Below are 22585 nucleotides of genomic sequence, written 5' to 3' on the forward strand. Positions count from 1 at the left end.
TGAAAGCAATCAAATGTGGTAAAAATCGCCCGCTTGTAAGCGGGCTAAATAGCAATCTAAATGCAATATACCTGTTTCCTTTGATTTTGACTGATAACATTGCCCTTTAAAATTAGCTGGAATGCCTTTTAACCTTTGGGTTTCCTTTGCTTCTTTGCCATTGATATACACATCGGTTTGATAGCCGTTTCCGCCCGTTGTCATTGCTAAATTGATATTGATGAAACTCACTACAACGCCATTTGCAAAAGTATGGCTTTGTTCTTGCATTCCTTTTGAGCAGTTTTCAACTTTGCTTTTTGTGAGCTTACCGTTTTTAAGATAGTAGCCTGTGGAATAGCGTTGTCCTTGCCCGTAATCTTCATCGCAGGCGAGGGCTGAAAGAGGAAAAATAAGAGAGATTAAGAGGAAGACTAATTTGAAATTACGCATAGTTGAAAAAGTGAATAGTAAAAATAAAGCAACCTAAATTTAAGTTGCTTTATATTAAAAATCAACTAGTAAGATACTTTAATTTCAATGTCTGAATATAAATTGGGAATTATATTATTCAGCTCGACTTGAATATTTTCTTTTAAAGTATCTAAATTGCGTTCAGATGTTTTTCGAGAAAAAATCAGAATATATTGGTCTTCATTGGATACTTTTTTATATTCTTTATCTAAGAATAAGTAACCTATCTCTTCAAGTTTACTGATAATTTCTAAATGTTTTTCTGGTTGGTTACTAATGATATGAATATCAGTGTTCATCTCTATTCTCTCCATGAATTTGTTTCAGGATTATATTCAATAAAGGAAGGGCAAATGCTACTACTTACTCTAATGAATATAACTTCGCCGCCACCTACTGGAGATGTGCTATATTTACAAGTACGAAAGGATGCAGAAACATATCTCATATTATATGAATGATCACCATACATTGTAATCCAATCTGCAAAAGCACTTATAGATGTTCCTAAACCAATAGCTAAAACAGCTAATTTTCTCAAACTACGCATACTTTTCTCCTATCTAGGTTAATTAAGAATTTGTTTTCTTCCAAAACGGAACTTGTGGTTTGCCAAAATCATTTTCTCCTTCGTTGCCTTTAATGAAAGAGAGTGAAATGACACAGCAAGAAGAAAGGAGCAAACCTATAATATAGATAATGCTGACTGTTCCGGAATTACTTAATAGCGATATGGAATCTCTTAATTCATTTGATGACATAAATAAGAATTCTGCTTGTTTCATATTAGATTGTGTTTTAGATAGCATTAGTGAATAGTAATGCTCAATTAATTCATAATTAATTTTTGATTGTATTTTGAGATAATAAATAACCAATACTAAAGAAGCTATATCAAGCAGAATGATAGAGTTATATAGCTTGCTTTCTGTTGCTCTCTTATTGAAATCATGAACTCTTCTATTAAGGTAAGAGTATTTAATTACCAAGTAAATAACCAAACTAATTAGTAATACAGTATAGAATATAGGCTCTTGCTGAATTATATCCAATAGAGTTAGTTGTCCAATCATACCTGATAACATAAGAATCGCTGAATTGAATACGATACAGCCAGCAAAGAAAAATAACAAAAATACAGAAAAGGATGCTCTGCCAATTCTTCCCTCAAATCCAAAGATTCCTTTGATAATATTCATTTTAGAATTCCTATTGTTGATAAATTATGCCTTCTAGGCATTTAATGGGCGTATTCTATGCCTTATAGCGTATTCAGTCAATGCAATAAATCACAAAAAATATGCCTAAAATGAATAATCTTAGTAGGCAGTAAAATGGCACAACCAGTTGCATCAGACATCGACCGACTTGTCGGTCAAAGAATCCAACAAAAACGTAGAGAAATGGGCTATTCCGCTGAACGACTGTCGGAGTATGTGGATATTTCCCAACCACAGCTTTCTCGATATGAACGTGGGGCAAATAAAATTAATGTGGCACACTTAGTAGCGATTGCGACTTTTTTGAAAACGCCGATCAGTTACTTTTTTGCAGATTGTATGGAAGGTTTTGATTGGAATAGTGATGAGCAAGATCGTCTCTGGCAGACATTAACTCAGTCACAAAAGGCATTGTTGGTGGACTTTATTAAAGAGATAAGAAAATAGGTGGGGAATAATCTTTGATTAGAATTTATAGTTCAACTTGTTGCACCACACACAAGTGAAATTATTTCAATGATGCAACAAGTTGCACCCTGCTAAATATAGCCTACCGACAAGCGGTCTAAAACCTGCTAAAATCCGCAAAATTTTTTAACTGAGAAAATTATGGCACTTATCAACCTTTCCAACGCCTATTTAGGCTTTGGTGATCACCCTTTATTAGATCATACCGAACTGCACATTGAGCCGAACGAGCGAGTCTGTTTAGTGGGGCGAAATGGGGCTGGCAAATCCACCTTAATGAAAATACTTGCAGGCGAAGTACAGCTTGATGATGGCAAATTGGTATTTGAAAAAGATATTGTGGTTACTCGATTAGAGCAAGATCCACCACGTCACATTGAAGAAACTGTGTTTGACTATGTGGCGGAAGGGGTTAGCCATCTTGCCGATCTGCTTAAACGCTACCATCATATTTCGTTGCAAATGCAAACAGAGTATAGCGATACGTTGATGTCGCAGCTTTCGGAAGTGCAATCGCAATTAGAACACGCTAACGGTTGGCAATTTGAAAACCGTATTCAAGACACACTCAAACGCTTAGAGCTTGATCCCAATAAACGTTTATGCGAGCTTTCGGGCGGTTGGGTTCGCCGTGCGGCACTGGCTCGAGCATTGGTGGCTGATCCTGATGTGTTGTTATTGGACGAGCCGACCAACCATTTAGATATTGATGCGATAGCGTGGTTGGAAAATTTCCTGTTGGATTTTAAAGGCAGCATTATTTTTATTTCCCACGACCGTGCTTTTATCCGCAAAATGGCGACTCGCATTGTGGATTTGGATCGGGGTAAGTTGGTTTCTTATCCAAGCAATTACGATAAATACTTGGAAGAAAAAGCCGAAGATTTGCGAGTGGAAGCGCTTCAAAATGAGCTATTTGACAAAAAGCTAGCGCAAGAAGAAGTGTGGATTCGTCAGGGGATTAAGGCAAGACGAACCAGAAATGAAGGGCGTGTGCGAGCGTTGAAAGCCTTGCGAGAAGAACGCCGTAATCGCCGAGAAGTGCAAGGCACGGCAAAAATCCAGATTGATAACACCGCACGCTCAGGCAAAATTGTGTTTGAAGTGGAGAATGCCAGCTATGAAATCGGGGGGAAAACCTTGCTGAAAAATTTCAGTACGACGATTTTGCGTGGCGATAAAATTGCTTTAATCGGGGCGAACGGTATCGGCAAAACCACCTTAATTAAATTACTGTTAGGCGAAATTCAACCGACATCAGGCACAGTGCGTTGTGGCACAAAATTGGAAGTGGCTTATTTTGACCAATACCGTGCGGAATTAGATTTAGAAAAAACAGTGATGGATAACGTTGCAGACGGCAAACAAGATGTGGAAGTGAACGGGGTAAAACGCCACGTGTTAGGCTATCTGCAAGATTTCTTGTTCCCACCAAAACGCGCAATGACCCCAGTAAAAGCCTTATCAGGTGGTGAGAAAAACCGCTTATTGTTGGCGAAACTTCTGCTTAAACCGAACAACCTGTTAATTCTGGACGAACCCACCAACGATTTAGACGTAGAAACGCTGGAATTATTGGAAGAGATGCTCACCGACTATCCAGGCACATTGATTATCGTCAGCCACGACCGTCAATTTGTGGATAATACGGTAACAGAATGTTACTTCTTTGAAGGCGAAGGTGTCGTCAATAAATATGTTGGCGGTTATTTTGATGCGAAACAGCAACAAGAAAACTATTTTGCTACCGTTGCCGACAAGCGGTTAAGTTCGAGCAAAAATTTGCAAAAAACCGAAGAAAAAGCACTGCTTGTTGAGACAAAGCCAAAAGCTGAAATAGCGAAGAAAGTAAAACTTTCCTACAAAGAACAGCGTGAGCTAGATGAACTGCCTGCCAAAATGGAGCAATTGGAAGCAGAAATTGAAGCTTTGCAAGCCGAAGTCAATAGTGCGGAATTTTTCAGTAAAGAGCCAAGCTACACCAACGCTCAACTGCAAAAACTAGCCGATACGGAACAAGCGTTAGAATTGGCGTTTGAACGTTGGGAAGCATTAGAGAATATTAAAAACGGAAATCTGTAATGCTACCGACTAAAGCAGCAATTTTGCTCAATACCCCTTATTTTTCTCAGTCTATTGCGGAAGAATATATTATTTGTGCCGATGGTGGAGCGAATTTACTGGCTGAGGGTAGGGCTCCTTATGCGATTGTTGGTGATTTGGATAGCGTATATCAGGATAAATTACAAGGGAAAGTGTTATCTTGTCCACGCGAAAAAGATTACACCGATGGCGAGAAGGCCGTGCGTTTTGCGGCAGAACAGGGCTTTCAAGAAATCGTGATTTATGGCGCGAGTGGTGGGCGAGCAGATCATATTTATGCGAATTTATCCTTGCTCGCGCTGGCACAAACATTAGGATTGAAAGCAATGATCGATAACCCACAAGAGCAGATCGCTTTTTTCTTGCAAGGTAAAGTGCAATTAAATTTACCTATCGGAGCCACTTTTTCCTGTTTGCCTTATGGCGATAGTGCAAGTGTCAGTCATTCACAGGGGCTGTATTATCCCTATCAGGATTTAATTTTAGATCGTCGGTACTCAGTTGGTATTTCTAACATTGTTACTCAAAATCTTGTTTCTTTTGAGGTTTTGCAAGGGGCGGTTTTTGTTTTTATTGGTAAAGAGATGAAGGGATGTTGATGTGCTATTTTAAACATCAACAGAGACCATAACAATTTTTCGGAATAACATAAAAATGGCAAGAATAGATAATTACGAGCAGCGTTTTGGCGGTATTGGCCGCCTTTATACCCCAGATGGCTTGGCGAAATTGCGTCAAGCCCATATTTGTGTGGTCGGGATTGGCGGTGTGGGTTCTTGGGCAGTGGAAGCATTGGCTCGTTCAGGGATTGGTAAAATCACCATGATCGATATGGACGATATTTGCGTTACCAATATCAACCGCCAAATTCACGCAATGTCGGGCGAAATTGGCAAGCTCAAAACTGAAGTGATGAAAGAACGGGTAGCCAAAATTAATCCCGAATGTATCGTTGAGATTATTGATGATTTTTTAACTCAAGATAATCTGAGAGAGTATCTGCAACGTGACTATGACTATGTGATTGATGCGATTGATAGCGTGCGAGTAAAAGCAGCGATGATTGCGTTTTGTAAACGTCACAAAATCAAAATTATTACTGTAGGTGGTGCAGGAGGGCAAACTGATCCAAGCCAAATTCAAATTGTGGATTTAAGCAAAACTGTGCAAGATCCACTTGCGGCAAGAGTGCGAACTTTACTTCGGAAAGAGTATGGTTTTAGCTCAAAAAGCAAATTTGGTGTGGATTGTGTTTTCTCAACACAACAACTAATTTTCCCGAAAATGGGCGAGGGCTGTGAGGTTTCGGCAACAATGAATTGTGCCAATGGTTTTGGGGCGGTAACAATGGTTACTGCCACTTTTGGATTTTTTGCGGTGAGTCGGGTGATTGATAAGCTATTGTTTCGAAAATCCTGATATAAAGATGACGGAAGCCCATCCTACTTTAGGTAATAATTCGATTACTCATTTTGCAAATTTTCCTTAATTTTATACCGCTTGTTGGGCGAATGTAATTTGCCCCTACGGTTTATGTGTTATTTCAGGACAAAGTAACGAAGCACTTCCTGTAAATTCGCGTGGGTTTTCTGCGGATCCAACGGTTTGTCGTTCATCAGCACATATTCCAGCATACCGATGGAGATGATCGCGAAGAATTGTCCTTGGAAACGCTTGTCCTCGTCGCTGAGCGGAGAACTAGCCGCTTGGTTTTCCAAATATTTCTGCCGTATGATTTTTTGCATATCTTGTTTTAAGTTAATACGGCGGGTTTCGATTTGCCAGAGTAAACGTATCGTTTTTCGGTATTCGTTAATAATCGGAGCGGCTTTCAGAGCGAACTCCATAGTTGGTGAGCTGAAACGTTGTTCAAGAATCGGAATAATCACATCTGCTTTGAGCCGTTCGATAATGTGCGTTGCCAGTGCGTCTTTGTTCAGGTAGTGTTTATAGAAAGTTGAGCGGTTAATGTCCGCCTTATCCAAAATATCCTGCACGGTAATTTCATCATAATTTTTCTCTTCCAGTAGAGCCAAGAATGTTTCGTGGATAACTTTACGCGTGCGGGTAATTCTTGGATCTTCTTTTTTCATTTTTTATTTCCTTTCTTTTGCAAGATATCCGACACTTTAACGTGTTGTGTATGGTTAGACAACATTTTATCGCTTTTTGATGGTTGTTTGTAAAATGCGCATTTCCTATACTCGGATTATTTGAGAATTAACAGTAAGGAATGTTGTATGAAAAAATTACTGATAGCTGCATTGGTTGTTGCATTTATCGGCGGTGTGTATTTATGGCGTCAAACGCACGGGCAAAACCGTAATCTGACGGGGATTGCCGCTGTGAACGGTCGCTTGGAGCTGGAGCGTTTGGATATTGCTTCGCTGTATGCTGGACGGGTGGAAGAGATTTATGTCAAAGAAGGGCAAAATGTCGAGAAAGATCAACCGCTTGCCCGCCTTTCCTCGAGCCAGACCCAAAGTCAGGTAGATTCGGCACGAGCCCAAATCGAAGCGGCGAAAGCCCAGAAACAGCGGGCGATTGAAGGAGTGGTGCGGGCAAATTCGGAAATTTTAGAGAAGCAGCAGCAACTGAAAGTGGCGAAATTGGAGATGGATAACGCTAAAAAGTTGCGTGCGGAAAAGCTGATTTCCGCCAGCGAACTGGAGCGTCGTCAGGCAAATTACCGAGCGACGCAGGCTTCTCTTGAAAGAAGCAAAGCCGCTAAAGCCGAAGCCGAAGCGGTGGTCGCTCAAAGTACGGCGAATATTTCGCAGGCCGAAGCCCTTTCCCATCAAGCGACTTCGCAAAATGAAGATATGTTGATTAAAGCACCGATTGCCGGTCGCGTGGAATATAAAATTGCGGAAGTCGGCAATGTGCTGGGTGTCGGCGGACGTGTGGTGAGTCTGTTGGATACGACGGACGTTTACATTAATCTGTTTTTACCTTCCTATCAATCCAATCTGCTTAAATTGGGCGATGAGGCCCGAATCAAAATCGATGGCAGCGATTATGTCTTTCCGGCAACTATCAGCTATGTAGCCGGTGAGGCTCAATTTACGCCGAAATCGGTGGAAACCGCCGAAGAGCGTGCCAAATTGATGTTTAAAGTGAAATTGCAAGTACCGGTGGAAGTGGCGAAGCAGTACTCAGGGTTATTGAAAGGAGGTATGACGGCGATGGGATATGTGAAATATGATACGGACGCCGTTTGGAGCGAGAATTTAAACATCAACTTACCGCAAGGCGAAGAATGATGGAGAATGCAAGCACTATTGCCGTTTCGGTCAAGCGGTTACGGCATACCTACGGTAAAACCACGGCACTGAACGAGGTATCGATTGAGATTCCAAAAGGCAGGACGGTCGGTTTGATCGGGCCGGACGGCGTAGGAAAATCAACCCTGCTTTCACTGATTGCTGGGGCTAAAATTATTCAACAGGGAGAAGTGCGGGTATTCGGTAAGAATGTGGCGGATAAAGCGGCTCGCGAAGCCTTGACCCATCAAATCGCCTTTATGCCGCAAGGATTGGGAAAAAATCTCTATCTGACCTTGTCGATTTACGAAAACGTGGATTTTCACGCACGTATGTTCGGGCTTAGCGGCAAGCAACGCAAGGCCCGCATTGAACGCTTATTAAAAGCGACGGGCTTAGCACCTTTTGCCGATCGACAGGCAGGTAAACTTTCAGGCGGTATGAAGCAGAAGCTCAGCCTCTGTTGTGCCTTGGTGCACAGTCCGGATTTGTTGATTTTAGACGAGCCGACTACGGGGGTGGATCCGCTTTCGCGTCGCCAATTTTGGCAATTGGTGGAGGAGTTGCGGGCAGAGACGGGCGATATGACGGTGATTGTCGCCACCGCCTATATTGATGAGGCGGAAAGATTCGAGCATGTGCTGGCGATGGACGACGGCAAGCTGATAGCCGATAAATCGACTAAGCGAGTGATTGCCGAAACGGGGAGTGAAAATCTCGAGCAAGCCTACATCAAACTGCTGCCGCCTGAAAAACGCGGGGCGGCGGAAGGTCTTTATATCCCGCCTTTCGAACCGATTGCCGATGAGCCACCGGTTATTATCGCCGAAGGATTGACGAAAAAATTCGGCGATTTTGTTTCGGTGGATAACGTCAGTTTTGTGATTCCGAAAGGGGAAATTTTCGGCTTTTTAGGTTCGAACGGATGCGGTAAATCCACCACGATGAAAATGCTGACCGGTTTGCTTGATCCGACTGAAGGCACGGCGACGTTACTCGGTAGGCCGATTGACGCCGGCGACATCAATACCCGTAAGCGGGTAGGCTATATGTCGCAAGCCTTCTCTTTGTATGAAGAGTTGAGCGTGCGCGAGAATTTGGCGTTGCACGCCAAACTTTACCAAATTCCGATAAACGAGTGGGCGGACTATATCAATGGCGTGATCACACAATTCGATTTAAGCCACGTGAGCAGTGCATTACCTTCCGCCTTGCCGCTTGGGATTCGGCAGCGTTTGCAACTGGCGGCCGCTTGTTTACATAAACCGGAAGTGTTGATTTTAGACGAGCCGACTTCAGGGGTGGATCCTGCCGCACGTGATATGTTCTGGGAATATTTGATCAAACTCTCGCGTGAAGACCGTATCACTATTTTTGTTACCACTCACTTTATGAATGAAGCGGCGCGTTGCGATCGTATTTCTTTTATGCATCGCGGGCGCGTGTTGGGCGTGGGAACGCCGGAAGAGCTGCGTCTCGGTAAAAATGCGTCGAGTTTGGAAGAGGCGTTTATTCTCTATTTGGAAGAGCAGGCGGACGATATTACCGCCCCCGCTGCGGAAAATGTGCAACCGATGATGGCGGAAGAGCGCTTACAAGCGGTCGGATTTGCACGAAATTTTACAAATTGGTTCGCCACGATTCGGACTTTCGCCGTGCGGGAAGGCAAAGAGCTGCTGCGCGATAATATCCGTTTGTTTTTCGCCTTACTCGGGCCGCTGATTATGTTGGTTTCGATGGCGGCCAGTATTTCGTTCGATATTAATCCGATGAAATTTACCGTGCTTGATCACGATAATAGTTCGGAAAGTCGTAAACTGATCGAAACGTTCGACGGCTCGCCTTATTTTATCCGACAACCGCAGATTCATTCGGTCGATGAAATTACCCTAGCTTTACAAAGGTCCGAAGCCAAATTGGTATTAGAAATTCCGGCAAATTTCGGACGCGATTTATTACGTTCGGAACAACCCGAAATCGGCGTGTTTATCGACGGTGCTTTTCCGTCGACGGCGGAAAATTTGAAAAATTCGGCGAGCGGCGTGATCGGCCAATATATGCGGGAAGTTTTGCGTGAAAACGGTATTGAGGTGAAAACGAGTACGCCGATTGAGCCTCGCATGGTGTATAACCAGGATTTCAAGAGCATTTTTGCCATGACGCCGGGAATTATTATGCTGGCGATGATGTTGATTCCGCCGATGATGACGGCCTTAAGCGTGGTGCGTGAAAAAGAGATGGGCACCATTATGAATCTCTACGGTTCGCCCGCTTCACGCTTTCAGTTTTTATTGGGCAAACAGCTGCCTTACATTGCGTTGTCGTTCGTGAGTTATTTGATTATGGTGCTGGCGGGTATGTTTGTTTTCGGCGTGCCGATTAAAGGTTCGGTACCGGCGATGTTTTTCGGCGTGTTACTCGGTATTTGTGCTTCGACGGGTTTCGGTTTGTTGGTGTCGAGTTTTGTGAAATCGCAGGTGGCGGCCATTTTTGCGGCGGCGATTATTTCCATGATACCGACTATGAACTTTTCGGGCATGATGTATCCGACGTCAAGGTTGGACGGTAATGTCTTGATCGTATCCAAAATATTTCCCGGCTCTTGGTTTCAGCAAATCAGCCTGGGCGGTTTTACCAAAGGTTTAGGCTTCGGTGATTTTATCCAAAACTATCTGGCGTTGGCGGCGATTTACGCCGTATACATGATTTTGGCGACGCTCGCCCTGAAAAAACAGGAAAAATGATATGTTACGTTGGCTTAAAAATGTGGCTTTTCTCTCGCTCAAAGAACTGAAAAGCCTGTTTAGCGATTTCGTGTTGATCGTATTGATCGTGTATATGTTTTCGATTGCCCTCGTCAGTGTCGCCAGACAAGGAATTACCGATGTTAAAAACGGCTCGGTGGCGATGGTCAATTACGATCATTCTATGCTTTCTTATCGTTTAAAAGATGCGCTCATCGCCCCCTATTTTAAAAATGTGGACGATGTTCCGCCGCAGCAGATAGACCGTTTGATGGATACCGGCCGCTATACTTTCGTTGTGGAAATTCCGCCCGACTATCAGCGGAATTTGCTGGCGGGCAGAGAACCGAAAATACAGCTTTTGGTGGACGCGACGGCAATGACGCAGGCGAGTATCGGTTCGTCTTATATCACACAGATTTTCAGTCAAGAAATCAACCGTTTTCTGAAAACCGAAAGCAGCCCTCCGCCGATTAAAACGGCGGTGAACGTGCTGTTTAACCCGAATTTTACCAGCTCGTGGTTTATGGGGGCGACGCAAATTGTCGGTAACCTGACGTTGCTGACTTTGCTTTTGGTCGGCTCGGCGGTGATTCGTGAACGGGAACGCGGCACGATGGAACATTTGCTGGTCATGCCGGTACGTTCCAGTGAAATTGCGATAGCGAAAATTTTAGCGAACGGTTTGGTTCTGCTGGTTGTGGCAACGCTCTCTCTACGGATAGTCGTGAAGGGAATGCTGGATGCCCCCTTTACTAATCAGCAGATTTTAATTTTTGCCTTGGGTGCGGCCATTTTCCTGTTTTCCATCGCTTCGCTCGGTATTTTGCTGGCCGTATTTGCCCCGACTATGCCGCAATTCGGCTTGCTCTGTTTGCCGACTTATATCGTGATGTATTTGCTTTCGGGAACAAACTCACCGATTGAAAATATGCCGGAAATCGCCCAACAGCTCACCCAATTTTCACCGACTACGATTTTAGGCGCTTACGCACAAGACGTGCTGTTCCGGGGGGCGGGACTGGACGTAGTATGGCTGCATTTGGTCAAAATGGCGGCACTTGGTGCGGTGTTTTTAACCATTGCCTTAACCCAATTTAAATCGATGCTATCCAGACAGGGGTAAAGAATGAAAAAGTTAACATTGACCTCATTTGCAATTTTTTCGGTAATTTTGACCGCTTGCAGCCAAATGCAAATTAATACGGAATCCGGCATATCGTTGCCGGAACGTTTTGACCAAGCCGAAGCGGCGAAAGGCTCGGCGCAAATCCGCCAATGGTGGCGGAATTGGCATGATCCGCAATTAACCGCACTGATTGAAAAGGGGTTAAACGAAAATCTCGATATACGTCTGGCCCGTGCGCGTTTAAGCGAAGCGCAGGCAAACAGTGATTACGCCGAGGCTGAGCGAGGAATTAACATCGGCGCGAGCGGTTCGGCCGTCGGCGGCGTATCGGATGTCAATACGGGGGTAAGCAATCCGGGTCGTTCCCGCTCGGGCGGGGCTTACGGCGGTATTAGCGCCTCGTGGGAGCCGGATTTTTTCGGGAAAAAACGCAGCGACGCGGACGCAGCTCAAGCGGTGGCATTAAGTGCGCAGGAACAGGTATATGCGGCACAATTATTGGTTTCAAGCGAAATTGCCGATAACTATTTCCGCATTCATGCATTGGAGCAACAAAATGCGGTGCTGGAGAAAAATATTAAGACCATGCGGGAATTACAACGTTATGTACAAGGGCGGTTTAACGCCGGACAAGCCACCGCCTATGAAGTGAATGAAATTGCCGCACAAATTACCGCATTACAGGCTCGACAAGCGACGCTCAAAGCACAGGCGGACGTTTTTCAGCGTAATATCGCCATTCTTACCGGCACGGTACCACAGGGCTTCAGTATTGTGAAAAGCGGCAATCCGCTGGCGAAAATTCCTGCCGCTCCGAGCGGGCAACTACCGGCTGCGGTGATCGAGCGTCGGCCGGATATACGTGCCAACGCCCTCCAAATCCAAGCGGCAGCGGCCAAATCGGCGAGCGCCAGAGCCGATTTATATCCGCGCTTCGATATTAATTTTATGGGGCGGGGCGGACGTATCGAGCTGAATAACGATCTTTCCCATATTTCCGGATTATCCGGTTTGGCGGGATTAGATGTGCAATTGCCGCTCTTCACCAACGGGCGGATACAAGCGAATATTGACGCGGCGGACGCACGCCTGAAAGCGGCGTTGATTCAATATGATAAAACCTTACTCACCACATTAGGTGAGGTGGATTCGGCTTACCAAAATCATCGCAGCCTGACGGCTCAAACCCGCTTGTTGCAAAAATCCCATACGCAGGCACAAAAGCAGGCCAGTGATGCGCAACTCTTATTCAAACACGATGATAAAACGCTGGACGTCGCTATTCGCGCACGGGTTACGGCACTGAATTATCAAGAACAGCTTATCCAATCGCAACTGGCACAAGCGCAAAATCTACTTGGTTTATATAAAGCATTAGGAGGAGGATGGCTGTAACATAAAAATAGAATCCAAGGTTTTGCTACCATGAACTATGCCAACGGTTTCGGGGCTGTGACAACAGTGACTGCCGCCTTTGGATTTTTTGCGGTGAGTCAGATGATTGATAAATTGTTACGTTAGAACAAAGCAACCGTTTGCTTTTTTTTGTTAGAAACGCTATACTACAGCTCTAGTGCCAAAAGGAACTAGAGATGTACTGTTTAACTAAACTTATTGCAAACAAATTCTTCCAGCCAAGCCGTGCAATTTTGCGTGGCTTGGTTGTTTTTTTATTAAGATCTCATTTTTGAGATCTTTTTTTTGCCCAAAATTTGAGTAGGAAAAGCAAGCTATGAGCCAATTAATCAGAACGTTGAAAAGCCATATTCGTGATGAAGTTATCAAAAAAGGGGGGTGGGTAAATTCCCATGCTCACGCCGACCGTGCTTTTACAATGACCCCAGAAAAAATCAAAATCTACCAAGAAGCCAATTTGCAGCAAAAATGGGATTTGGTTGATGAAGTCAAACGTCACTCGACAGTGGAAGATTATTATCGCCGTTTTAGCCAAGCGATTGAGCTAATGATCGCACAAGGGGTAACGGCATTTGGGACATTTGTAGATATTGACCAGGTGTGCGAAGACCGTGCCATTCTTGCTGCTCATAAAGCCCGTGAAGTCTATAAAAATGATATTGTGCTGAAATTTGCTAACCAAACTTTAAAAGGAGTGATTGAGCCAAATGCGAGAAAATGGTTCGATATTGGTTCGGAAATGGTGGATATGATTGGTGGCTTGCCATACCGTGATGAATTAGATTATGGCAAAGGCTTAGAGGCGATGGATATTTTGATGGATACCGCCAAATCGCAGGGCAAAATGCTACACGTTCATGTGGATCAATTCAACTCACAATCAGAAAAAGAGACAGAACAGCTGTGCGATAAATCGCTTGAACACGGCATGCAGGGGAGAGTTGTCGCTATTCACGGTATTTCGATTGGGGCACACCCGAAAGAGTACCGCCAAATGCTGTATAAAAAAATGAAAGCGGTGGATATGATGATGATCGCCTGTCCTATGGCGTGGATTGATAGCCCACGAAAAGATGAGGTGCTACCATTCCATAATGCCCTTACCCCAGCCGATGAGATGATTCCAGAAGGGATTACGGTTGCTATTGGTACAGATAATATCTGTGATTATATGGTGCCACTATGTGAAGGCGATATGTGGCAGGAATTAAGTCTGCTTTCAGCAGGTTGCCGTTTTACTAACTTGGAAGAGATGGCAAATATCGCCAGCATCAATGGGCGGAAGGTATTAGGATTGTCATAAATGCAAGCGGACGAAAAATCGTCCGCTTTTGCAAAATTTAAATGAAATTAGACCGCTTGTAAGAGCTTGTGATAATAATCCCAATCAAAATACTGACCAGGGTCGATTTTCCGCTCGGGGGCAATTTGGTTATGCCCTGCAATGCGTTCGGGGGTAATTTGCGGATATGTCACCATAATTTCTTTGCTTAATTTTGCCAGCGTTTGATATTGTGCTTCGGTAAATGGCTGATTATTTGAGCCTTCTAGCTCAATGCCAATGGAAAATTCATTACATTTTTCCCGCCCAGCAAAACAAGAAATACCAGCATGCCACGCCATATCATTAAAGCTCACATATTGGGTAATTTCCCCTTGGCGGTTGATTAAACAGTGTGCGGACACTCGCAGATCTTTGATTTCTTCAAAATAAGGGTGAAGGGTGGGATCGAGTGTCCCACTAAAAAAACGGTCGATAAAATCACCGCCAAATTCTTCAGGTGGTAAGCTAATGTAGTGAATTACTAGTAATGAAATATCTTGTGCATCAGGACGTTCGGAAAAATGGGGGGAAATCACCTGTTTTTGTGCGGTTAGCCAGCCATTTTCAATGGTTAAATTCATAAAAAATCCAAATATAGGGTAGAATAACGGCTTATTTTACCAATAAGAGAAGCAAAATGTTAAGTTACCGCCACAGTTTCCACGCCGGCAACCACGCCGATGTTTTAAAGCACATTGTTTTAACCTTGATTTTGACCGCCTTAAAGCAGAAAGAGAAAGGCTTTTTCTATTTAGATACGCACTCAGGTGTAGGACGTTATAGCTTGCTTTCTGCGGAAGCGGAAAAAACAGGCGAATATATTGAAGGGATAGCAAGACTTTGGGAACGTACTGATTTGCCTGAAGAAATCGCTTTATATATCAACGAACTAAAAAAAATTAACAAAGGCAATAAGTTAAAATTCTACGCAGGTTCGCCACTGCTTGCGGTGCAACAGTTGCGTGAACAAGATCGTGCGTTATTAACTGAATTACACCCAAATGATTTTCCACTACTTCGCCAAGAGTTCGCTAAAACGCCAAATGTGGTAACGAAACGTGAAAACGGTTTCCAACAGCTTAAAGCTGCACTGCCACCGAAAGAAAAACGTGGCTTAGTCTTAATTGATCCGCCTTATGAATTAAAAGAAGATTATGAATTGGTGGTAAAAGCAATAATTGAAGGCTACAAACGTTTTGCGACAGGCGTATATGCGATTTGGTATCCAGTGGTATTACGCCAACACACTAAACGTATTGTGCGTGGACTACAGGAAACAGGCATTCGCAAAATTTTACAAATTGAGCTAGCGGTTCGCCCCGATAGCGATCAACGAGGTATGACTGCAAGTGGTATGATTGTGATCAACCCACCTTGGCAGTTAGAAAGCCAAATGAAAAAAATTCTACCGTATCTTACCGATGTTTTAGTGCCAGAAGGCACAGGTTCGTGGACGGTAGAATGGATCACACCAGAATAAATTGTAGGGACGCCATACTGGCGTCCGTTTATTATAAAGGGAAGCAAAATGCAACAATACAAACACGACTTTATCGAATTTGCTTTAAGCCGTAATGTGCTGAAGTTTGGTGAATTTACCTTAAAATCAGGCAGACAAAGCCCGTATTTTTTTAACGCAGGCCTGTTTAGTACAGGGCAAGATCTCGCCAAACTGGGCGAATTTTATGCCCAAGCCATTCAAGCAAGTGGTATTCAATTTGATGTGTTATTCGGGCCTGCCTACAAAGGTATTCCCATTGCAACTACCGTTGCCGTTGCTTTATTCAATCAATTTAATTTAGATAAACCGTGCTGTTTCAACCGCAAAGAAGCCAAAGATCATGGTGAAGGCGGAAATTTAATTGGTTCGCCACTGAAAGGAGATATTTTACTGGTGGACGATGTGATTACCGCAGGTACAGCAATTCGGGAATCGATGGAAATAATCCAAGCCAACCAAGCAAACCTTGCGGGGGTATTGATTGCTTTAAACCGTAAAGAGAAAGGCAAGGGCGAGCTTTCAGCTATTCAAGAAGTAGAAAGAGACTATGGTTGCCAAGTTTTCTCAATTATCGATTTTGACGACTTACTGCAATTTATCGAACAATCGCCACAATACGAACCCTATTTGGCGAAGATGAAAGCATATCGTGCCAAATATGGCGTGTAGCTTTTGCAAAATTTCTGAAAAAAAGACCCGCTTGTAAGCGGGTTTTCATATTAAATATTATTTTGATAACGCCGTGCATCATTAAATCCCCAAAGTAAGCCGAGAATTAAGCCTGTAATATGAGCTGTATTGCCCATATGCACCCCAAACAAGGGGCTGATAAAGCCAATGGCAATCCCGATTAACAGTGAGTAAAGAAAGCTATCAGGTAGATCTAATGGGCTGGGTTTGGTAAATTTGTTGGCAGCGAAGACATAAGCAAGCACCGCATACACCACGCCGGATAAACCAAAGAAATTTGGTCCACTCATCGCATTTTGTGCTACACCAGTAAGCAGCGCAGCAATAAAGAAGAGCAAAATCAATTTAAATGAACCAAGATAACGCTCGATTAGCCCCGCAAATTGCCACCACCAGAGTAAGTTAAAAATTAGATGCGCCTCGCCAAGATGGACTAAACTATGGGTAATATACCGCCAAATTTGCTCGCTTTCGCCTTGATAGTAAGGATAATGAGCAAGTTCAAAAATGGCATTTTGCAAGCCAATTTTCTGCAATAAATATACCAAAATACAAATAATGGTAACCAAAAGCGTAATAGGTTGGCGTTTAAGTTGTTCAAGATTAATCATTGCTTTGTGCCTGTTGCATTGCGGAAAGGAGAACCTCTGTTGGTTGTGCGCCAGAGACAGATAATTTGCCATCAATCACAAAAAAGGGCACACCTTGAACCCCTAGCTTATTTGCCATACGCTCATCTTCGCGTACTTCGTGTCCGAAATCATCACTGGTTAGTAATTGTGCGATGTCTGTGCGCTCGAAGCCGAGTTCTAAGGCAAGATCAATTAATGCAGTACGCTTGGCAAGAATGCCGTTTTCTGTGAAATAGTAGTGAAAAAGGCGTTCAGCCATTGCCATTCCTAGCCCTTTACTTTCAGCAAATTTTTGTAAACGGTGTGCTTCAAAGGTTCGGGTATATTGAGTAGTAGCATAACGAAGATCTAATCCCGCATTTCGTCCGATTTGCTCTACTCGTTCAATCATTTCTAATGCTTGCTGTGGCGTTTTTTGATATTTACGCTGCAAACGTTCTTGAATACCGCTTTCTGGTTCACCGTTAGCGTGAGGATCTAATTCAAAGGCACGGAAAATCACTTCTACTTCGCCATCAAACTGTGCAATGGCTTGCTCTAAATAGCGCTTGCCGATATAACAAAATGGACAAGCAAAGTCAGACCAAATTTCAATTTTCATTATTTATCCCTCAAAGCATTCTAACCAAGGCTGGTTATTTTTGTAATAAATTGAGCTTTTTTCACGCGCTTTTAGCTCCACATAATCGCCATCAATTGGCAAATAGGAACGGTAACGCACTTCAAAGCGGGAAGAGGTACTATTTAATACCTTATTTTCAAGATGATCAAATGGCAATGCCTTGCCATTATCTAGCTGAAAATAAAAACCAAAATTCTCAGCGAAGCGGCTCTCTTTCCAAAGCGGAAAATAGCTTGCTAAAAATGAACTAGAGGCTGTTTCAAAATTGTAGCAGTAGTAGTTATAGCGTTTGAAATTCGCAACATTATTCAATTCCGATTGGCTGATATTGTTTTTCAGATAACCGATTTGAGGCTGAGGAGTGGGCTTTGGTGCCGTACAACCAAATAAAACAGTTAAAGTGGCAGAGAGTAGAATCAGTTTAAATTTAGGCATAACTTTCCCGAAAGAAGATTGCAAAATGTGGGCTATAATAACGGAAATTGAGTGAGGTGCAAGCGCTCTGTTTTTCTCAAACATTTGCAAATTTCTCGAAAAAATTGACCGCTTGTGGTTGATGGTAGTGCCTGTCTTTGACGGGAGGCTGTTGATTTGAAAGGTACTCGTCAGTGATGAAGATCATCAGGGTACAAATCTGCCGACATTGATTTTATTTGAACAATAGCTTTTTACTCTTTTAATAATAACTGTGTTACTTTCGTATCACTATCAATAAAATCTATAATACCTTTATGCAATAAATATATAAAAGATATTCCTATTACAAATAAAGAATTTAAAATTATTATAATGTTTAAATTATAAGTATCTATTATATATCCTGACAATAAATTAGAAATAGGGATGCTAAGATTACCAAAAAATGAAATATTCGAAATAACTTTGGTTCTTAAATTGTCTGGTAGAGAACTGATCAACTTACTATCAATGGATACATTGATCCAATTTTTACTAATTCCAATTGTTATAAGTGCCAAATAAAATATTGAAATATTATTATTTAGTATAGCTAAAAAACCAAATCCCAGCATGATAGATGAATAAAATACAAAGTTACTTAATCTTTTAAATTTCAAACTAATTGGTTCGTATAAAAAACTGCCTAAGATAACTCCTATAGCAATACAGGAAGTTGCGAAGCCATAGCTAATAGATTCCAGCTTAAATACTTCTTTTATCATATATACATTTATGATTTGCATTGGTCCGAATGCAATTCCAATGATAAAACTATAAATAAATAATATTCTGACTATTGGATTTTTTATTGTATAATTTAACCCTAACTTAATATCATTATAAAAATTAATATTTCTCGATTTTTTATTTATCTGGCTATTTGTTTTTATGTGATAAATCATTATAGAAGCAAGTATTAGCATAAATAACATTAACATAAATGATAATGTCATTCCCAGAGTATAAAACAACCAACCACCGATTGTGCCTGATAGAATACTGACTGTTGAATTTATTCTCATAATAATATTATGAGCCTTTGGTAATAATTCTTTATTTATTATTTCAACGATAAAACCGGTACATCCAACTTTTGTAATGCCATTTCCTAATGTATAAAGAGATTGAAATATAATCAATGCAGATATTGATAGTGTGTTTAATTCATTAATTAAAATAACTATCAGGCAAGATATTATTTGTATAACTATTCCTACCTGAATTATCTTTTTTCTTTGAAAATTATCCCCTAGAGGAGACAATAATATATTAGATATTATGGATATAAAAACAGTGGGTATAACCACATAGCTAATATAAATGGCTCTTTGGTAGGTGTCAAAAATCCACCAACTTATGGATATAGTTATAGCAATGTTGCCAAGATTGATTAGAACAAATGCCAAACGATACAGCCAAAAGTTGATCCCTAAATTCTTTTGTTCAAAAAACGCTCTATTTTTAGACATGGTATTGTAGATATTGTATTCCGTCGTTTATCACCTATTTATGCGGGCGTAATAAACTGCGACCCTACGAATGAATTTAACCGCTTGTTATGCTATTGTCGAATGGAATGATGAATTTTTTTGAGTAAGAACACAAAAATGAAACTTGATTAGCTTTCGCTATGGTACAACAATGATGATGTTAGGTGCGTAGCGGTAGATGTGTGACCTTGCCGAACAGTTAGCGATTTCTCACCTGCTGGATAACTCTTACCAACAGCTTTCCGGCGGTGAACAGACCCGAGTGCAACTCGCCCGTTGTTTGATGAAACAAGCCCCGATCTTGCTTGCTGATGAACCGATTGCCGCTCTCGACCCCTACTACCAAATCGACATTATGCAGCAGCTCAAAGCCCTAACCCCAACACAGACCTGCGTGGTGGTGATTCATCATTTGCCCCTTGCCTACCGCTTTTGCGATGAAATCATTCTGCTCAAAAACGGCAATTTACTCGCCAACGGCAACACACAAGCGGTCTTAAATGCCGAAAATATTGCAAAAGCTTTTGGGGTGAAAGCTGAAATGGATTGGGGAAAAAGGGAAATGTGGGGGATTGAGAAGTTGGAAGTGTAGTTCCTATTTTGGTGATTTTTTGAGAAATCGGAAGTTAAGTTCCAACTTGTTAATTTTTTTATAAAAATGGAGCTTAATTTCCAATTTGAGGCGGCTATGATTTCCCATGAAAGCTACTTGCAAGAACTGCTCCAATTCAGAAAACAGATAAAACAATCTATATCCAAGTGGCTTATGAAATCCCTGAGAATACCCACGAAACCGATAATTTACTGCATATTAAGGATAACTATAAGAAAATCCTGATCACAGGCAGATATTACGATCAATCCGAGATTGATGGGATTGAAGTGATTTATATTGTGGATTGGTTGTTGAGTTAAATGGCTGGGGGCAAGTTATTTTATCCTTTAAAGAGGATAACCTTGCAAATATACGCTAAAAGGTATAAAGTTATCCTTATCCCTTCTAGCGTATAAGGAAAACAGAATGTTCCCCATGGTTGCTACCACGCCACAAATGTTGGCACACGCAGTGAAAGAATACCGTAACTTACAGAAAAAATCGCAAACTGAAGTTGCCACAGTTGCTAACACTAAGCAATCGACGATCTCCATATTTGAAAATGATCCCACTGGCACAAAAATTGAAACTTTGTTCAATATTTTAATGGCATTAGAATTAGAGTTAGTCGTCCAGCCTCGCCCGAAAAGTCGTGATATTTTGCAAGATGAAGAGGGCGAGATATGGTAGGCAATGTACTGACGGTTGCGATGAATGGGTTAGAAGTTGGGCATTGGCAAAAACTTTCTAGCGGAGCAACGGAATTTTGTTATATCCCGAGCTGGCTCAACTCTCCACGAAAACGAGCGATTTCTCTTTCATTACCGCTATCGGATCAAATTTATCGTGGTGATGTAGTCTATAATTTTTTCGATAATTTGTTGCCGGACAATGAATTAATTCGCTCCCGTATTCAGCAACGTTTTCAAACCACCACAAAATCGCCGTTCGATTTGCTTTCGGCAATCGGGCAAGACTGTGTGGGAGCTATTCAGCTTTATAATCAAACACCTTCGCCCACTCAGAACATTAACGCTCAAAAGCTGGTAGATCAGGAAATTGAGCATATTTTACAAAATTATCAAAGCCTGCCACTGGGTATGGCGGAGCAGGCAGATTTCCGTATTTCAATTGCTGGTGCGCAGGAAAAAACGGCCTTTCTTTACCATCAAGGCGAATGGAAACGCCCGTTGGGTTCAACGCCAACCACACATATTTTCAAATTACCGATCGGTGTTGTTGGACAAGGGCAAATCGACCTTTCGAATAGTTGTGAAAATGAGTGGCTCTGTTTGAATATTTTGCGGGTATTTGGCTTGCCTGTATCTCAGGCGGAAATTGCCTATTTTGGTGAAACCAAAGTGCTGATTATCGAACGTTTTGACCGCCGTTGGGCGAAGGACAATAGCTATTTGCTCCGTTTACCACAAGAAGATATGTGCCAAGCGTTTAACATTGCTCCGGCTCGGAAATATGAAAATGATGGTGGCGTTGGTATTCTGCCAATTATGCAACTCCTCAAAGGTTCGAGCAATGCACTTGCCGATCAAAAAGCCTTTTTCAAAGCCCAAATTCTGTTTTGGCTGCTCTGTGCAATTGACGGACACGCCAAAAATTTCAGCCTATTTTTAGAACCTAACAACCGCTATAAACTTACGCCGTTTTACGATGTGATTTCCGCCTACCCATTGATTAGCCCGAAAGGCTTGCAAAAACAGAAAGTTAAAATGGCAATGGCGTGGCACGGCGAGCAGAATAAGCACTATCTTTGGGATAAAATCCAACTTCGACATATTTTTAATACTGCAAAGTTAGCAGGCTTATCAAAACAGACAGTGGAGGAAATATTACAGGAGATTGTTGTGGCTTCATCACGATTAAATAGTATCCCGACACAACATTTGCCCGAACAAATTGTTGACCCGATTTTGAGTGAGATGGAGAGAAAGTTGGTTGTGGTGAATAGGTAGTGACAAGCGGTCGGTTTTGCGGGGAAATTTGCAAAGTTTTTGAGAGAATTGACCGCTTGTTAATAGAGAAATTACTTCTGTTTTAACAAAGAGATGATCTCTTTTAATGAGTTAATCTCGTTTTGCTTTTGCTCTAATAGCTGATCTTTTGCTTTTATCAACTCTTCTTTATGCGCAATCATATTCTCTTTTACCTGTATTTCTAATTTTAATTTCTCTAATTCAATAGTTTGAGTTTCCTGAATACCGTAGTAAACCGTATTATTATCTACAGTGTCATTCATCATAAAATAGACACCTTTGTTTGCATTATGCATAAATTCCAATGCATCCATATTAAACAAATTGGCTATTTGTTCTAATTTATCTAAGGTAAGTTTGGTTTCACCTCTCTCAATTTTAGCGTAGCCATTCAAAGACATATGTAGCTTTTCTGCCATTTCCTCCTGTGACCACTGCTTGATTTCCCTTAATGCTCTGATTTTTTGATTGTATTCCATAGATAC

At 42.0% G+C, this 22585-nt stretch carries 25 protein-coding genes and 2 pseudogenes; 16 read left to right on the forward strand and 11 right to left on the reverse strand.

What is annotated here, in order from left to right; translation table 11 throughout:
- Positions 1–9: 9 nt before the first annotated feature.
- From F542_RS02630 to F542_RS02645, 4 genes are all read right to left on the reverse strand, one after another.
- The gene (locus tag F542_RS02630) at positions 10–432 is read right to left on the reverse strand and encodes a hypothetical protein (RefSeq protein ID WP_025266834.1); all 423 of its coding nucleotides are present in this window, start codon (positions 430–432) and stop codon (positions 10–12) included.
- A gap of 65 nt (positions 433–497) precedes the next feature.
- The gene (locus F542_RS02635) at positions 498–752 is read right to left on the reverse strand and encodes a hypothetical protein (protein WP_025266835.1); all 255 of its coding nucleotides are present in this window, start codon (positions 750–752) and stop codon (positions 498–500) included.
- 2 nt (positions 753–754) lie between these two features.
- A complete protein-coding gene (locus tag F542_RS02640; RefSeq protein ID WP_025266836.1) occupies positions 755–1003 on the reverse strand; it encodes a hypothetical protein in 249 nt (82 codons plus the stop codon).
- Positions 1004–1025: 22 nt separating this feature from the next.
- Positions 1026–1652 (reverse strand): DUF805 domain-containing protein, encoded by a 627-nt coding sequence (locus F542_RS02645; protein ID WP_025266837.1) that lies wholly within the window; start codon positions 1650–1652, stop codon positions 1026–1028.
- Positions 1653–1787: 135 nt separating this feature from the next.
- Here F542_RS02645 and F542_RS02650 point away from each other — a divergent pair, with 135 nt between their 5' ends.
- The 4 genes from F542_RS02650 to tcdA all read left to right on the forward strand — a co-directional run bounded on the left by F542_RS02650 (position 1788) and on the right by tcdA (position 5663).
- On the forward strand, positions 1788–2120 hold the full coding sequence (locus F542_RS02650) for a helix-turn-helix domain-containing protein (protein WP_015433079.1): 333 nt from the start codon (positions 1788–1790) through the stop codon (positions 2118–2120).
- A 162-nt stretch (positions 2121–2282) separates the two neighbouring features.
- A complete protein-coding gene (locus F542_RS02655; RefSeq protein WP_025266838.1) occupies positions 2283–4223 on the forward strand; it encodes an ABC transporter ATP-binding protein in 1941 nt (646 codons plus the stop codon).
- Positions 4223–4843: a thiamine diphosphokinase gene (locus tag F542_RS02660; RefSeq protein WP_025266839.1), complete on the forward strand. Its 621-nt coding sequence runs from the start codon at positions 4223–4225 to the stop codon at positions 4841–4843. Before F542_RS02655 ends, F542_RS02660 begins: the two co-directional genes overlap by 1 nt.
- A gap of 55 nt (positions 4844–4898) precedes the next feature.
- Entirely contained in the window at positions 4899–5663 is a 765-nt protein-coding gene (tcdA, locus tag F542_RS02665) for a tRNA cyclic N6-threonylcarbamoyladenosine(37) synthase TcdA (RefSeq protein WP_025266840.1), read from the forward strand.
- Positions 5664–5782: 119 nt separating this feature from the next.
- Here the strand turns inward: tcdA and F542_RS02670 are convergent, their stop codons facing one another.
- A complete protein-coding gene (locus tag F542_RS02670) occupies positions 5783–6337 on the reverse strand; it encodes a TetR/AcrR family transcriptional regulator (RefSeq protein ID WP_025266841.1) in 555 nt (184 codons plus the stop codon).
- Positions 6338–6484: 147 nt separating this feature from the next.
- On the opposite strand from F542_RS02670, the gene F542_RS02675 reads away from it, so the two are divergent.
- The 6 genes and pseudogenes from F542_RS02675 (at position 6485) to F542_RS02695 (ending at position 14099) form a co-directional block, all read left to right on the forward strand.
- Complete coding sequence (locus tag F542_RS02675; RefSeq protein WP_025266842.1) at positions 6485–7507, forward strand: HlyD family secretion protein; 1023 nt, start codon at positions 6485–6487, stop codon at positions 7505–7507.
- Complete coding sequence (rbbA, locus tag F542_RS02680) at positions 7507–10251, forward strand: ribosome-associated ATPase/putative transporter RbbA (RefSeq protein WP_015433073.1); 2745 nt, start codon at positions 7507–7509, stop codon at positions 10249–10251. The genes F542_RS02675 and rbbA overlap by 1 nt, the downstream gene beginning before the upstream one ends.
- A 1-nt stretch (position 10252) precedes the next feature.
- On the forward strand, positions 10253–11377 hold the full coding sequence (locus F542_RS02685; RefSeq protein ID WP_025266843.1) for an ABC transporter permease: 1125 nt from the start codon (positions 10253–10255) through the stop codon (positions 11375–11377).
- 3 nt (positions 11378–11380) lie between these two features.
- Positions 11381–12775, forward strand: coding sequence for an efflux transporter outer membrane subunit (locus F542_RS02690; protein ID WP_025266844.1), 1395 nt, complete (start codon positions 11381–11383; stop codon positions 12773–12775).
- A 24-nt stretch (positions 12776–12799) separates the two neighbouring features.
- A pseudogene (locus F542_RS10950) lies at positions 12800–12901 on the forward strand (tRNA cyclic N6-threonylcarbamoyladenosine(37) synthase TcdA); the annotation flags it as partial.
- 211 nt (positions 12902–13112) lie between these two features.
- A complete protein-coding gene (locus F542_RS02695) occupies positions 13113–14099 on the forward strand; it encodes an amidohydrolase family protein (RefSeq protein WP_025266845.1) in 987 nt (328 codons plus the stop codon).
- 47 nt (positions 14100–14146) lie between these two features.
- Here F542_RS02695 and ampD read toward each other — a convergent pair whose 3' ends face one another.
- Positions 14147–14701, reverse strand: coding sequence for a 1,6-anhydro-N-acetylmuramyl-L-alanine amidase AmpD (gene ampD, locus F542_RS02700; protein ID WP_025266846.1), 555 nt, complete (start codon positions 14699–14701; stop codon positions 14147–14149).
- A gap of 56 nt (positions 14702–14757) precedes the next feature.
- Between ampD and F542_RS02705 the strand changes: the two genes are divergently transcribed.
- Both F542_RS02705 and pyrE read left to right on the forward strand, forming a co-directional pair.
- Positions 14758–15600, forward strand: a complete 843-nt coding sequence (locus F542_RS02705) for a 23S rRNA (adenine(2030)-N(6))-methyltransferase RlmJ (RefSeq protein ID WP_015433068.1) — start codon at positions 14758–14760, stop codon at positions 15598–15600.
- 48 nt (positions 15601–15648) lie between these two features.
- Positions 15649–16290, forward strand: coding sequence for an orotate phosphoribosyltransferase (gene pyrE, locus F542_RS02710; RefSeq protein ID WP_025266847.1), 642 nt, complete (start codon positions 15649–15651; stop codon positions 16288–16290).
- 50 nt (positions 16291–16340) lie between these two features.
- Here the strand turns inward: pyrE and F542_RS02715 are convergent, their stop codons facing one another.
- From F542_RS02715 to F542_RS02730, 4 genes are all read right to left on the reverse strand, one after another.
- Complete coding sequence (locus F542_RS02715) at positions 16341–16922, reverse strand: rhomboid family intramembrane serine protease (protein ID WP_015433066.1); 582 nt, start codon at positions 16920–16922, stop codon at positions 16341–16343.
- Entirely contained in the window at positions 16915–17544 is a 630-nt protein-coding gene (locus tag F542_RS02720) for a DsbA family oxidoreductase (protein ID WP_015433065.1), read from the reverse strand. The genes F542_RS02715 and F542_RS02720 overlap by 8 nt, the downstream gene beginning before the upstream one ends.
- A 3-nt stretch (positions 17545–17547) precedes the next feature.
- The gene (locus F542_RS02725) at positions 17548–18000 is read right to left on the reverse strand and encodes a hypothetical protein (protein WP_025266848.1); all 453 of its coding nucleotides are present in this window, start codon (positions 17998–18000) and stop codon (positions 17548–17550) included.
- Positions 18001–18233: 233 nt separating this feature from the next.
- A complete protein-coding gene (locus tag F542_RS02730; RefSeq protein ID WP_038445701.1) occupies positions 18234–19493 on the reverse strand; it encodes an MFS transporter in 1260 nt (419 codons plus the stop codon).
- Between the two features lie 208 nt (positions 19494–19701).
- Here F542_RS02730 and F542_RS02735 point away from each other — a divergent pair.
- The 4 genes and pseudogenes from F542_RS02735 to F542_RS02745 form a co-directional block, all read left to right on the forward strand.
- A pseudogene (locus tag F542_RS02735) lies at positions 19702–20106 on the forward strand (ATP-binding cassette domain-containing protein); the annotation flags it as partial.
- 167 nt (positions 20107–20273) lie between these two features.
- Positions 20274–20429, forward strand: coding sequence for a hypothetical protein (locus F542_RS10875; RefSeq protein WP_015433061.1), 156 nt, complete (start codon positions 20274–20276; stop codon positions 20427–20429).
- A gap of 106 nt (positions 20430–20535) precedes the next feature.
- Complete coding sequence (locus F542_RS02740) at positions 20536–20799, forward strand: helix-turn-helix domain-containing protein (RefSeq protein ID WP_231504944.1); 264 nt, start codon at positions 20536–20538, stop codon at positions 20797–20799.
- The gene (locus F542_RS02745; RefSeq protein WP_015433059.1) at positions 20793–22079 is read left to right on the forward strand and encodes a type II toxin-antitoxin system HipA family toxin; all 1287 of its coding nucleotides are present in this window, start codon (positions 20793–20795) and stop codon (positions 22077–22079) included. Before F542_RS02740 ends, F542_RS02745 begins: the two co-directional genes overlap by 7 nt.
- 71 nt (positions 22080–22150) lie before the next feature.
- On the opposite strand, the gene F542_RS02750 is transcribed toward F542_RS02745, so the two are convergent.
- Positions 22151–22579 carry a helix-turn-helix domain-containing protein gene (locus F542_RS02750; protein ID WP_015433058.1) on the reverse strand — a complete coding sequence of 143 codons (429 nt, stop codon included), beginning with the start codon at positions 22577–22579 and terminating at the stop codon, positions 22151–22153.
- Positions 22580–22585: the final 6 nt, after the last annotated feature.

The organism is Bibersteinia trehalosi USDA-ARS-USMARC-188 (assembly GCF_000521725.1).
GTDB classification, from domain to species: domain Bacteria; phylum Pseudomonadota; class Gammaproteobacteria; order Enterobacterales; family Pasteurellaceae; genus Bibersteinia; species Bibersteinia trehalosi.